The organism is Sphingobium sp. ZW T5_29 (assembly GCF_044987515.1).
Lineage (GTDB): Bacteria > Pseudomonadota > Alphaproteobacteria > Sphingomonadales > Sphingomonadaceae > Sphingobium.
Map to the genome: position 1 here is coordinate 119,648 of NZ_JBJDRM010000005.1, position 12,635 is coordinate 132,282.

The window sequence follows — 12,635 nt, forward strand, 5'->3', positions numbered from 1 at the left end:
TGACGAGAGCTAAGGCGAATAAATGGCGAGCAAGGCAACAGGCAAGGGTGCGGGCGAGGATATGGATAGCGGCGATGCGCCGCTGCTTGATCTGAATGAGGCGTCAGTCAAAAAGCTGATCGCTCGCGCCAAAAAGCGTGGCTACATCACCTATGACGAGCTGAACGATGCCCTGCCGCAGGACCAGATGTCCTCCGAACAGATTGAAGACATCATGGCCGCGCTCAATGAAATGGGCGTGAATATCGTCGAGAATGAAGAAGCCAGCGAGGACAGCGAAGAGCAGCGCGAGCGCGAGGATGCTGAAGACGCCGAGGATGATTCGAGCGACGATGACGGCGCGCCCAAGCTTGTCACCGAAAAGAAGAAAGAAACCGTAGACCGGACGGACGATCCCGTACGGATGTATCTGCGCGAAATGGGCGCGGTCGAGCTGCTCAGTCGCGAAGGTGAAATCGCTATTGCCAAGCGGATCGAGGCCGGTCGCGACACGATGATTCTGGGCCTGTGCGAAAGCCCGACGACATTTAATGCGATCATTGAATGGTCGACCGCCCTCAATAATGGTGAAATGCAGCTGCGCGAGATACTGGATCTCGACGCGATGCTATCCAAGGACCCTGCCCCCGAAAATCTGGAGGAAGGCGCTGAGGATGATGATGGCGAGATCAGCGAAAAGACCGCTGGACCCAGCTTCAAGGAAGAAGAAGAGCCGGAAGAGGAAGCCGCCGATTCCGATGAGGACGAGGATGGCCTGACCGAACGCCGCGCGCGCCGTGTGGAAGAGGAAGAAGAGGAGGACAACACCCTCTCACTCGCCCAGATGGAAGAGACGCTCAAGCCGATGGCGCTGGAGAAGTTCGCGACCATCACCGAGATTTTTCGAGCGTTTTCAAAGGTTCAGGAATCGCGCATGGCCGCGATGGGAACCGGCGAGAGCCTGAGCCAGAAGAGCGAGGACGAGTATCAGGAACTGCGTGAAAAGCTGACCGCAGAGGTGGAAAGCGTCCAGTTTCATCAGCAGAAGATCGAATATCTCGTCGATCAGCTTTATGCCTATAACCGCCGCCTGACCGCGCTGGGCGGGCAGATGCTGCGCCTGGCCGAGCGCCACAAGGTCAGCCGCAAGGATTTCCTTGACCGCTATGTGAACCATGAGCTGGACGATGGCTGGATGGACCGAGCGGCCGGTATCGACAAGAAGTGGGCGGCCTTCGCGGCGGCCGAAAGCCGTGCCGTCGAACGCATCCGTAATGAGGTGAGTGAGATCGCCCAGGCGACCGGCATGTCGCTATCTGAATTCCGCCGTATCGTGAACATGGTCCAGAAGGGCGAGCGTGAGGCGCGGATCGCGAAGAAGGAAATGGTGGAGGCAAATCTTCGCCTCGTCATCTCTATCGCTAAAAAATATACGAACCGCGGCCTGCAATTCCTTGATCTTATTCAGGAAGGCAATATCGGCCTGATGAAGGCAGTCGATAAATTCGAGTATCGCCGCGGCTACAAGTTCAGCACCTATGCGACCTGGTGGATTCGGCAAGCGATCACCCGTTCGATCGCGGATCAGGCGCGCACCATTCGTATTCCGGTCCATATGATCGAAACGATCAACAAGCTGGTGCGCACCAGCCGCCAATTCCTGCACGAACAGGGCCGTGAGCCGACTCCAGAGGAAATGGCCGAGCGCCTATCCATGCCGCTGGAGAAGGTGCGCAAGGTGATGAAGATCGCCAAGGAGCCGATTTCGCTCGAAACGCCGATCGGCGACGAAGAAGATTCGCACCTGGGTGATTTCATTGAGGACAAGAATGCGATCATCCCGGTGGATGCGGCAATACAGGCCAATTTGAAGGAAACCGTCACTCGCGTCCTGGCTTCACTCACCCCGCGTGAAGAACGCGTGCTACGCATGCGCTTTGGCATCGGTATGAACACCGACCATACATTGGAGGAAGTGGGCCAGCAGTTCAGCGTGACGCGCGAACGTATCCGCCAGATCGAAGCGAAGGCGCTGCGCAAGTTGAAGCACCCCAGCCGCAGCCGCAAGATGCGCAGCTTCCTCGACCAATAGTGGCTGGCAAGCGGCAGAATGATCCGAAAGGGCGGCTTTAGGGCCGCTCTTTTTTTGTCGCGTAAACCGCTCTTTTACCCCGATTTCCTATTCTTCTGTTTCGGCGGCAAAGGGTCGCGCCGCACAGGAATTGATCATGAGCCAAACAGCAGCGCGCGTTCCCGCGGGCGATATCTCCCAAGTCATGGAAGCGCTGGTCACAGCAGACGGGACAGCGAGCCACGCCCATGCAGATAACATCCGCGCAGGCATTGACCGCAACGCCGTACTGACGCTGGCCGACCTGGCGGACGCGGCGCATTATCTCTGCCTGCTGCACGGCCGCCATCCGGGCGTCATCGATCACGCCGCGAATCGGTCAGCGGACAGTGCGGGCCAGGCATGGCTTGCCCAGGCGGCAGAAGCGTTCGCGCGGGAACGCACCTATATGACCCAGGTCACCGTTGCGACCGGTCCCGCCCCCAGCACTGCCGGGCAAAGCGATTGCGAAACGGTCGTCAGTCAACAGCGCCACGCCCTCGACATGCTCGCCCAATCGGACAGGCGCGGATGCGCCATGGGCGCCGCCATCGCGCTGGTCCTCGACTGGCGCGCGGTTCGTCACGGGTTGGACGTAGCGGCGATCCGCGTGGGGCTGGAACCCTATGCCTGCGAACTGCCTGACCGGGCAGAGACTATTGCCCTTGCGCGCACCATTGGCGGCGATAGCGCAACCGACCGGGCAATCCAGTTCGGCGCCCGGCAGCTGCTGACTCAACAGCGTGGCCTATGGGACCTGTTGAAGGCACGGGCGGAGATACGCCGCCACAAGCGGTGACAGCGTAGCGCAACGGCCTAGACAAACGCATTGCGGGCGCGTGCCGCTTTCCCTAGGTCGGTGACGAACAGGATAAGCGGACGAAGCGATGCGGTTTGAAGGTACTGAAGATTATGTTGCGACCGACGATCTGAAGGTCGCGGTCAACGCTGCGGTGTTGCTGCGCCGCCCCTTGCTGATAAAGGGGGAACCCGGCACCGGCAAAACGGTGTTGGCACAGGAAATCGCCAAGGCTCTCGATGCGCCACTGATCGAATGGAACGTCAAATCTACCACCAAAGCGCATCAGGGCCTGTACGAGTATGACGCCGTCGCTCGCCTGCGCGACGGTCAGTTGGGCGATCCTCGCGTTCACGAAATCGGCAATTATATCCGCAAGGGCAAGCTGTGGGAGGCATTCACATCCCCCACCCTGCCAGTCCTGCTGATTGACGAGATCGACAAGGCCGACATCGAATTTCCCAACGATCTGTTGCAGGAACTCGATCGCATGGCATTCCACGTCTATGAGACGGGCGAAACCGTCGCCGCGAAGGACCGGCCTGTCGTTGTCATCACGTCGAACAATGAAAAAGAACTGCCCGACGCCTTTCTGCGTCGCTGCTTCTTCCATTATATCAAGTTCCCGGACCGGGACACGATGCAGGCCATCGTCGATGTCCACTTTCCAGGCATTCAGAAGATATTGGTCAGCCGGGCGCTGGAAATATTTTATGAAATCCGTGAAGTCCCAGGCCTGAAGAAAAAGCCTTCAACCAGCGAATTACTGGATTGGCTAAAGCTGATCCTGGCAGAGGACATGCCGCTGGACGTGCTGCAAGACCGTGATCCGACCAAGGCTATCCCGCCGCTTCACGGCGCACTGCTTAAGAATGAGCAGGATATCATGATGTTCGAACGGCTGGCTTTCATGGCCCGGCGTCAGGGTCGATAAAGGAGCAGGCGGTAGAGGACGCCACTGGTCGCCCTGCCAACCTGTGAAAATCTCACTGCTATCCTGACGGGCTACTTGCACCAGCCCCGATTGCTCGTCATCCTGCCTGCCAGAAACAAGATCGCACGAAAACGATCTGGATCAGGAAGGATGCCGGTGCGGATTCATGCTTTGTCGTTGATATCGGCGGCCTTCGCCTCTGCTTTTCCCATGGCGGGCCAAGCCACAGCCTCCACTCCAGTCCCGGAGGCCTGGATGGCCGTTGATGGCATGCTGCGTTCCGGGACCGCAGGCATCAGCATTACTCAGAATGCCGGCAGCCTGTCCCTCGCAAAGAGCGGTGAGGCGTCGCGCGGCGGCAGCGGCGTCGACAATTACGCCCAGTTTCTTTCGCAGGATGGCGCAGTTCAAGCCACGCTCTACATCTATTTGCCCAGCTATGCCGACGCGTCTCTGGCAGCGTACATGACCGATAAGGCAATCATGGACAGGTTCGGAGCGAAAACCCGACTTTCCGCATATGAGGCGGTGGATGTTGCGGGGCAGAATAATGGAGCGATCCGCGCAGTCTATGATGATGCAGCCGATGGCGCGCTCACCACCGCAGCCGCTTTTGTGCATGCGGGACGATGGCTCGCGAAAATCCGCATCACCGGTCCGACCGAGCGCCGCGATGAGGTATTGGCCGGAATTGACGCCATGCTGTCATCCCTGCGCTTTGACGATGTAGCTTTGATCCACAGCAGCCGCATTGCGAACTATGCCGCATGTGGGCAGGGGGGACATATTCCGCAGCAAGGCAGTGAGCGGTTCTGCGTACGAAACCGGATTGAGACTGCCGATGGTTCTTATGAAATGTTGCAGGCACAAGGCGTGAAGGATGGATCGGTCATCGTTCCTGTCGATGATATGGGCACCGTGCTGGCTTTCGACCGCTCGACAGGCGACAAGGGCTTTCGACTGTCGATCCACTCCATCGGGCAAACCGACATTTACGGCGTCTATGACCGCCTTCCCGGCGCGAAGCAAATCGCAGCTATCTTGGATGGCAAGGACCCCAGGATCGCTCAGGCGAGCAGGACAATGGACCATGCCGCCAATGGCGACGTTACCGTGCGGCAGCCCCGCGCGAAGGCCCGCTGATCACGACAGCTGTTGGTCCTCAGATCAGATATCCGACTTCGTAGAGACCCCAGCGTCGACCCCGGAAAGAAAGCGGCACAAATACGCTTCGCAGCGCCCGATAGCGGCCTTCCCCCAGATCCTGCCGGTAGGTAAAGAGGAAGAAGTCCCCTTCCCCATTCAAAGCGCGGCGAGTCTGGCCATCCATGAAAATCTGCCGGTTGCGCGAATGCTCCATGTTCCATCGCGCTTGGCCCGGTCGCTGTGGAAGGCTGCGCGCGCTGATATGTGTCGGCAAATAGCCGTTCATGTCGATGAGGCAGCAGCCGACGATGGCATCATCCTGCTCCGTCCTGCGGTCCAGTATCGGCTGGATGAAACGATCAGCAAAGGCGGTAAAGCCATTTTCATATTGGACCGGATCAGAACCGGGAAGCGGACGGTAGCCTGTGTCAAACAGCCCCGCTGTAGTGAGCTCACCCCCGTCCATCGCCCAGCTGATCAGCTCCACCACTTCTTCGGCGCCTTCTTCCGCGAAAGCGATATAGCGGCTGTTGCGGGTCTTGTTACCACCATGTGCCGCCGCGTTCAGCATGTCGTTCGCCATGCCTTCCAACGTTTCCAACTGGCCGCGCGCCGCTTCCACGCGTGATGCGCTTTCGACAGCCGATCCGCTGAAAGTCGTCAGCCCCTGGCGAAGCGCTGCTACGTCGCCGTCCGCTTCGTTGGTGCACGTCATGATCGCATCCGACCTTTCGCCGAATTGGGCGACCAGGGACGCGATTTCAGCCATAGTTTTATTGAGCGTATCGATATGTGCGCGCACGTCCCGACCGCGAACAATATTAGCCTCTACCCCATTGATAAGATGGCGGGCGTCCCGATCCAGCAGTCCCAGTTTTTCACCTACCGAAGCGGCTGAATCCCCGGCCTGACCAGCCAGTCTGCGGATTTCTTCAGCGACGACCGCAAAGCCCTGAGTCGCCTCGCCGCCGCGCGCGGCTTCTATCGCCGCGTTGACGCCCAGCATGCGGGTTTGGCGTGCAATCCCCGCCAACTGATCCGATATGCCTCCGACCGTTTCAATGACGCCCAGAAATTGTCGTAAATGCCCTTCCAGACCCGTGACATGTTCGACAAGGCCACTGAGTTGCGTCAGCGAAAGGGTGATCGCCTCATGTCCCTCCGCAATGATGCGTCCAGCGCGCCGTGCGGTGAGACTGAGTTCCTGCGCGGCGGCGACGCTTTCATTCTGGCTGGCCGCCAGCATTTCCATATTGGACTGCAGTTGGACTAGGCGAGTAGAATCGTCGCGGATACGAAGGGTGAGCTCACCTAGAAAGCCAGCAGTTTCGCTGCATTGCAACGCCAGATCACCTGATCTCTCCCCCAGGCCGGTCAATAAATCGCTGTTGTCCAAAGAATTCTTACCCCGCTGATATGGGGGATAGTGCCGCATTTTTGATGCGACGCAACAATTATCGCGTTGTTTGCCAGTCCCATCCTGCTTGCATCCCATGGCTGACTGTCAGACAAGGGCCACGTCATGATGCTCAATTTTCTGGATGCGCTCCGCGCAGCTGGCATTCCAGCTGGCATCAAGGAGCATTTGCTGTTGCTCGAAGCGCTTGATCACGACGTGATCGCTTGGAAGCCGGAGGAATTCTACTACCTCGCCCGCGCCACCTATGTGAAGGACGAAGGCCTGCTCGACCGTTTCGACCAGGTCTTTTCCCGCGTGTTCAGGGGCGTGCTGGACGCTGAGACAATCGAGGCGGAAATCCCGGAAGACTGGCTACGGCTGATCGCAGAAAAATATCTGTCGGCGGAAGAGATGGAGAATGTCAAGTCGCTGGGGTCCTGGGACGAAATTATGGACACGCTCAAAAAACGGCTAGAGGAGCAGAAGGGACGCCATCAAGGCGGTAGCAAATGGATCGGCACGGGCGGCACGTCGCCTTTCGGCCATGGCGGATACAACCCGGAAGGCGTCCGGATCGGCGGCGAAAGTCGGCACAAGCGCGCGATCAAGGTTTGGGAGAAGCGCGAGTTCCAGAATCTGGACAATGACAAGGAACTGGGCACTCGCAACATCAAGGTCGCGCTGCGCCGCCTTCGTCGTTTTGCGCGCGAAGGCGCGGCCAGCGAGTTGGACTTGGAGGAAACAATCCGTGGCACGGCTCGTCAGGGATGGCTGGACATCCGCATGAGGCCGGAACGGCACAACGCGGTCAAGTTGCTGATCTTTTTCGACGTAGGCGGATCCATGGACCCGTTCATCAGCCTGTGCGAGGACTTGTTTTCCGCAGCCACCAGCGAATTCAAGAATATGGAGTTCTTTTACTTCCACAATTGCCTTTATGAAGGGGTGTGGAAGGACAATCGCCGCCGCTTTACAGAACGACTGCCCACCTGGGACATACTTCACAAATATGGGCATGATTATAAGGTGATCCTGGTCGGCGACGCGACCATGAGCCCCTATGAGATCATGCATCCCGGCGGATCGGTAGAGCATATGAATGATGAGGCTGGGTCGGTCTGGATGACCCGCCTGCTACATACCTACCCGGCCGCTGTGTGGCTGAATCCGCTTCCCCGCGCCCAGTGGGACTATAGCCAATCGAACCGGATGATGCGGGAAATCATGAGCGATCGCATGTATCCCCTGACGATCGAGGGTATCGATGGGGCGATGCGGGAACTGACCCGCAAGCGCTGACGATCAGGCAGGTGGGAACAACACTCCGCCGCGCAAGGGATGGGGCGCGCCCGTCGTGCCAGGGAAACTGATCGGTAATCCCTCCAGATGGCGCACGGCCATATAGGCAAACCCCTGCGCTTCCAGCGCGTCTCCGTCCCAGCCCAGTTCATCTACCGAACGCACGTCGATGCCGGTGCGGGCGCGGAGCATAGTCATCAGCGTAGCATTATGGCGCCCTCCTCCCGCGACATAGATGCACCGAGGCCGTTCAGGCAGATGCTCCATCCCTCTCGCCACCGCCTCCGCCGAAAAGGCGGTGAGCGTCGCCGCGCCATTGTCCAGTTCCAGGCCGCGAACGGCGTCGATGGAAAATGCCTCCCGGTCGATGCTCTTGGGTGGTGCCAAACCGAACCAGGGATCGGCCATCATATCGGCCAGCCGCGCTTCGTCGACCGCGCCGCGCGCCGCCGCTTGCCCATCCGCATCGAAGGCAACATCGCCATGCGTCTGCATCCAGTTGTCGATCAGACCGCTCGCCATGCCGGTGTCGAATGCCACCAGTGCGCCGTCGGACCCGATGGCCGTAATGTTGGCGACCCCTCCCAGATTCAGGATGGCAAGAGGCTTGGGCAGCATTTGCGCAAGCGCACGATGGTAGACCGGCATCAAAGGAGCGCCCTGCCCCCCGGCGCGCACATCTTCGCTGCGCAGAGACCCGACCACCGGAATCCCGAATGCGCCCGCGAGTGCTGCGCCATCACCAATTTGCCACGTCCATCCCCGATCCGGGCGGTGCGCTACCGTGTGGCCATGGAAACCGATGACGGAAATATCCTGTGCTACATGCCCGCTACGGCCAAGCAAATCAGCCACCGCGTCAACATGCATGGCGGTCAGTTCTTCCTCAACCGCGTGAATGACCGGTTCGAAACCGGGCCGATCCATAGCCATGGCGCGCTGGCATGCTTCGGAAAGGCGCAGGCGAAACCCGTCGGCATAAGCTTTGGCATGAAAAGCAACCGCTTCAACACCCGCGTCGCCGTCGGTTTCGATCAGGGCCGCGTCGATGCCGTCTCGCGAGGTGCCTGACATGAGGCCGATGGCGAGCATTTTGGTCATTCTTCCCCACATTCCTGCAACTTTGCCTAATTGCTCCTTGTAGGAAGAAGTGGGCAGCTTCAACAAGCGCCGCATGAACTGCCTCCGGCTATCGGGCCTTTTCGTGCGGGGAACCCGATGCTAGAGGACGCGGCGTCATGACCAGCTACCAATCCGATCTGCTCCGCCTGCTCGAAACGCGCGGCTATATCCACCAGTTGACCGACGCGGAGGGCCTGGATGCCCTCGCCGCCAAACAGGTCGTGCCAGGCTATATCGGTTTTGATCCTACCGCCCCGTCGCTGCACGTCGGCCATCTGGTATCGATCATGATGCTGCGGCAGTTGCAAAAGGCAGGGCACAAGCCAATCGTCCTGATGGGCGGCGGAACCGGCAAGATCGGCGATCCAAGCTTCAAGGATGAAGCACGCAAGCTGCTGACCACCGAGAGTATCGCGGAAAATGTCGGGAGCATCAAACGCGTATTTGAACGGTTCCTGACGTTCGGCGACGGACCGACCGATGCCATCATGCTGGACAATGCGGAATGGCTCGACCGCCTGGAATACATCCCCTTCCTGCGCGACATCGGCCAGCATTTTTCGGTCAACAGGATGCTCAGCTTTGATTCGGTCAAGATGCGCCTGGATCGCGAACAATCGCTAAGCTTCCTCGAATTCAACTATATGATCCTGCAAGCCTATGATTTTCTGGAACTGTCGCGGCGGTCGGAATGCCGCCTCCAGATGGGCGGGTCGGATCAATGGGGCAATATCGTAAACGGCGTCGAACTTGCCCGGCGCGTCGATGGGACCCAGGTGTTCGGCCTTACTACCCCGCTGCTGACAAACGCCGATGGGACCAAAATGGGGAAGACGGTGGGTGGCGCTGTGTGGCTGAACGAGGACCAGCTTTCCAGCTACGACTATTGGCAATTTTGGCGGAATACGGCCGACGCTGACGTAGCTAACAGGCTGCGGCTGTTCACTGACCTGCCGATGGATGAAGTCGACCGGCTTGCTGCGCTCCAGGGTGCGGAAATTAATGAGGCCAAAAAAATCCTGGCCAATGAGGCGACAGCGCTTTGCCGTGGCACCGACGCGGCGACCATGGCGGCTCAGACGGCGCGCAAGACATTTGAAGAAGGCGCATCAGGTGCGAATCTACCGACAGTCAGCATCGGCACCGACGGACTGAATATCGTACAGGGCACCACCGCGCTCGGCTTTGCCGCATCGAACAAGGAAGTGCGCCGCAAGCTGGCCGAGGGAGCCATAAAGGTGAATGGCGCGGTCGTCAGCGACCCGGCGATGACGCTCAAGGTCGGTGACAAGGTCAGCTTTGGAGCAAAGAAACACGGCCTGGTAACCGATTGAAAATATGAATGTTAAAGGTGTGTCAACCATAGATAGTAAGGAAGTGATAGCCCTCCTTGTTCTAGTTTGCTCCTCATGTCTTCGGTGCTCGCCAGCCTCGCCCATGTCGCAAAGTCGCGCGATCCTTCAATAGATCAACGGAGAGCGCCCCGCGTCCTCGTCGATATGGTCAGTCACATCCTGATCGGCGGCCAATCGCACGGCGTGCGGATCATCAATATCTCACCCCTTGGCCTCATGTGCCGGGCGGAAGCCGAATTGATGGTCGGCCAGCGATTGTCGGTCTGGCTACCGATCGTAAAGGATGTGCGGGCCGAAGTCCGCTGGGCCGAAGACAATCGTGTCGGCGTGGAGTTTCTCCAGCCAGTCGAAGCGCAAATCTATGAAGCGATGCTTTCCCTCATTCCACCTCGGCAGACGGCCTGGTAAAGCGTTATTTCTAGATACTACCCGCTGCGAAGAAGCCCGACCGCCGCGTCACGCTCAAACAAATAGAGACAGATTCTTGCGGCCGAACCACGGGCTTCGCTAAGGCCGCCGTCACGGTCGATCAAGAGGCGGGCGTCGTTGCGGGCTGGATCGAGCAGCGCGGAAAGATGTTCGGGCGTGGCGATTTTCAATTGCTGCTCACCGGACTGACGGGTGCCCAATATTTCTCCCGCTCCGCGCAGGCGCAGGTCTTCTTCGGCTATGCGAAAGCCGTCATTGGTTTCCCGCATGAGCGCGAGACGCGCGCGGCTGGTTTCGGATAGCGCACCGCCGCGGAGGAGGATGCAAACGCTGTGGTTCTGCCCTCGCCCTACTCGCCCGCGAAGCTGGTGAAGCTGGGCAAGGCCAAAGCGATCCGCGCCTTCGATTATGATAAGGTTGCTGTTGGGCACGTCCACGCCAACCTCTATGACCGTGGTGGCGACCAGTATCCGGGTTCGGGCTGTCGCAAAGGCGTCCATGGCGGCATCTTTTTCCAGGCCTTTCATGCGGCCATGAACGATGCCAACTAGCTCTCCGAAGCGAAGCCGTAGCATTTCAGCGCGTGCTTCAGCTGCGGCAAGATCGCTGGTTTCGCTCTCTTCCACCAGCGGACAGACCCAATAGGCCTGGCCGCCACCTTCAACATGGCGGGCAAGTGCTTCCACCACCTCGTCCAAGCGATTGGCGGACATGACAACGGTTTGGATCGGCTGACGGCCGGGCGGCATCTCGTCCAGCCGGGACACGTCCATCTCGCCATAATAGGTCAGCGTCAGGGTGCGCGGGATGGGCGTTGCCGTCATCACCAGAAGATGGGGCGTACGTTCGGCTTTTGACGCAAGCATCATGCGCTGGGCGACGCCAAAGCGATGCTGCTCGTCAATAACCGCCAGCGCCAGATTCTTGTAGCGAACAGCTTCCTGAAAGATAGCATGGGTGCCGACAAGAACGTCGATGCTGCCATCCACCAGGCCCATCAATGTGGACTCGCGGGTCTTACCCTTTTCCCGGCCGGTCAGGATGGCGATGGTGACGGGAAGGCCGGACACCATTGTACGGAGTGTTTCATAGTGCTGGCGGGCGAGTATCTCAGTGGGCGCCAGGAGCGCACCCTGGGCACCTGCTTCGACCGTATTGAGCAGCGCCATCAGCGCCACGAGGGTCTTGCCAGAGCCTACGTCGCCTTGAAGTAGGCGGAGCATGGGGACGGGCTGGGCCATGTCGCCTTCAATCTCCCCGAACGCGCGGCGTTGCGCACCTGTGGGGGCGAAGGGCAGCTGCAGCATGGCGCGCAACCGGCCATCTCCGGCTATCGGCATGCCCCGGCGTTTGCGGGAGGACTGCCGAACCAGCATCAAAGCAAGCTGGCCCGCAAATATCTCGTCATAGGCCAGGCGCTCCCGCGCCTTGGCGTCGCTGGGATCGCCGTGAATACGAGTCAGCGCTTCACGCCACGTGGGCCAGCCCTTGCGCGCGAGCAGGCTGGGTTCGATCCATTCGGGCAGGTCGGGCGCACGGACCAGCGCTTGCGCCGCAAGGTCGCGCATTCGATTGTTGGTCAGGCCTTCGGACAGACCGTAAACCGGTTCTCGCGCGGGGATGGTGGCGGCTTCTTCAGGCGGCAGAACATAGTCAGGGTGGACGATCTGAAGATTGTCGCCATAGGCTTCCAACTTGCCGGAAACGAATTTGGGGTCGCCCAGCGGCAACAGCTTGCGGGGCCAGGCGCTGTTGCGACCGAAATAGACCAGCGCGACGCTGTTCCCGTATCTGTCCTGCGCATGCACGCGGAAGGGCGCACGCGCGCTGCCAGAGGCCCGGTAGTCAGTCGGCGTGATTATTATGCCGATCACGCGACCTGAATCGGACAGGCGCAGTTCATCGACCATGTGGCGATCGACGAAGCTGACCGGCAGGTGAAACGCGACATCGACGGCGCGGGCCAGCCCGAGGCGTTCCAGCGGTTTGGCCAATGCGGGACCTACGCCCTTGAGCGCTTCGATTTCTGCGAAGAGTGGGTTGAGGATATCTGGTCGCATGGC

10 protein-coding genes are annotated in these 12,635 nt (G+C 59.5%); 7 read left to right on the forward strand and 3 right to left on the reverse strand.

Translation table 11 applies throughout. The features are described from left to right. The first annotated feature begins 22 nt into the window (after nucleotides 1-22). The 4 genes from rpoD to ACI3KQ_RS05850 all read left to right on the forward strand — a co-directional run bounded on the left by rpoD (nucleotide 23) and on the right by ACI3KQ_RS05850 (nucleotide 4,965). Entirely contained in the window at nucleotides 23-2,071 is a 2,049-nt protein-coding gene (gene rpoD / locus ACI3KQ_RS05835) for an RNA polymerase sigma factor RpoD (protein WP_404955690.1), read from the forward strand. 136 nt (nucleotides 2,072-2,207) lie between these two features. Further along, entirely contained in the window at nucleotides 2,208-2,888 is a 681-nt protein-coding gene (locus ACI3KQ_RS05840; RefSeq protein ID WP_404955692.1) for a DUF6975 family protein, read from the forward strand. 88 nt (nucleotides 2,889-2,976) lie between these two features. Beyond that, nucleotides 2,977-3,822 carry an AAA family ATPase gene (locus tag ACI3KQ_RS05845; RefSeq protein WP_404955693.1) on the forward strand — a complete coding sequence of 282 codons (846 nt, stop codon included), beginning with the start codon at nucleotides 2,977-2,979 and terminating at the stop codon, nucleotides 3,820-3,822. A 150-nt stretch (nucleotides 3,823-3,972) separates the two neighbouring features. Further along, nucleotides 3,973-4,965: a hypothetical protein gene (locus tag ACI3KQ_RS05850; RefSeq protein ID WP_404955695.1), complete on the forward strand. Its 993-nt coding sequence runs from the start codon at nucleotides 3,973-3,975 to the stop codon at nucleotides 4,963-4,965. A gap of 19 nt (nucleotides 4,966-4,984) precedes the next feature. Here the strand turns inward: ACI3KQ_RS05850 and ACI3KQ_RS05855 are convergent, their stop codons facing one another. Continuing rightward, a complete protein-coding gene (locus ACI3KQ_RS05855) occupies nucleotides 4,985-6,403 on the reverse strand; it encodes a methyl-accepting chemotaxis protein (RefSeq protein WP_404955696.1) in 1,419 nt (472 codons plus the stop codon). Between the two features lie 87 nt (nucleotides 6,404-6,490). Here ACI3KQ_RS05855 and ACI3KQ_RS05860 point away from each other — a divergent pair, with 87 nt between their 5' ends. Then, nucleotides 6,491-7,666: a vWA domain-containing protein gene (locus ACI3KQ_RS05860; RefSeq protein ID WP_404955698.1), complete on the forward strand. Its 1,176-nt coding sequence runs from the start codon at nucleotides 6,491-6,493 to the stop codon at nucleotides 7,664-7,666. Between the two features lie 3 nt (nucleotides 7,667-7,669). Here the strand turns inward: ACI3KQ_RS05860 and ACI3KQ_RS05865 are convergent, their stop codons facing one another. Next, a complete protein-coding gene (locus ACI3KQ_RS05865) occupies nucleotides 7,670-8,758 on the reverse strand; it encodes an anhydro-N-acetylmuramic acid kinase (RefSeq protein ID WP_404955847.1) in 1,089 nt (362 codons plus the stop codon). 146 nt (nucleotides 8,759-8,904) lie between these two features. On the opposite strand from ACI3KQ_RS05865, the gene tyrS reads away from it, so the two are divergent. Continuing rightward, on the forward strand, nucleotides 8,905-10,122 hold the full coding sequence (gene tyrS, locus ACI3KQ_RS05870; RefSeq protein WP_404955700.1) for a tyrosine--tRNA ligase: 1,218 nt from the start codon (nucleotides 8,905-8,907) through the stop codon (nucleotides 10,120-10,122). Between the two features lie 75 nt (nucleotides 10,123-10,197). Further along, on the forward strand, nucleotides 10,198-10,551 hold the full coding sequence (locus ACI3KQ_RS05875) for a PilZ domain-containing protein (RefSeq protein ID WP_404955701.1): 354 nt from the start codon (nucleotides 10,198-10,200) through the stop codon (nucleotides 10,549-10,551). Nucleotides 10,552-10,568: 17 nt separating this feature from the next. Here the strand turns inward: ACI3KQ_RS05875 and recG are convergent, their stop codons facing one another. Beyond that, nucleotides 10,569-12,632, reverse strand: coding sequence for an ATP-dependent DNA helicase RecG (gene recG, locus ACI3KQ_RS05880; RefSeq protein ID WP_404955703.1), 2,064 nt, complete (start codon nucleotides 12,630-12,632; stop codon nucleotides 10,569-10,571). Between the last annotated feature and the right edge of the window lie 3 nt (nucleotides 12,633-12,635).

Bases quoted from the DNA above. Each gene is read 5' to 3' on its own strand.
- ACI3KQ_RS05840 (WP_404955692.1), top strand. From the start codon at position 2,208: ATGAGCCAAACAGCAGCGCGCGTTCCCGCGGGCGATATCTCCCAAGTC.
- ACI3KQ_RS05850 (WP_404955695.1), top strand. From the start codon at position 3,973: ATGCCGGTGCGGATTCATGCTTTGTCGTTGATATCGGCGGCCTTCGCC.
- tyrS (WP_404955700.1), top strand. From the start codon at position 8,905: ATGACCAGCTACCAATCCGATCTGCTCCGCCTGCTCGAAACGCGCGGC.
- ACI3KQ_RS05865 (WP_404955847.1), bottom strand. From the start codon at position 8,758: ATGCTCGCCATCGGCCTCATGTCAGGCACCTCGCGAGACGGCATCGAC.
- ACI3KQ_RS05860 (WP_404955698.1), top strand. From the start codon at position 6,491: ATGATGCTCAATTTTCTGGATGCGCTCCGCGCAGCTGGCATTCCAGCT.
- recG (WP_404955703.1), bottom strand. From the start codon at position 12,632: ATGCGACCAGATATCCTCAACCCACTCTTCGCAGAAATCGAAGCGCTC.
- ACI3KQ_RS05845 (WP_404955693.1), top strand. From the start codon at position 2,977: ATGCGGTTTGAAGGTACTGAAGATTATGTTGCGACCGACGATCTGAAG.
- rpoD (WP_404955690.1), top strand. From the start codon at position 23: ATGGCGAGCAAGGCAACAGGCAAGGGTGCGGGCGAGGATATGGATAGC.
- ACI3KQ_RS05855 (WP_404955696.1), bottom strand. From the start codon at position 6,403: ATGCGGCACTATCCCCCATATCAGCGGGGTAAGAATTCTTTGGACAAC.
- ACI3KQ_RS05875 (WP_404955701.1), top strand. From the start codon at position 10,198: ATGTCTTCGGTGCTCGCCAGCCTCGCCCATGTCGCAAAGTCGCGCGAT.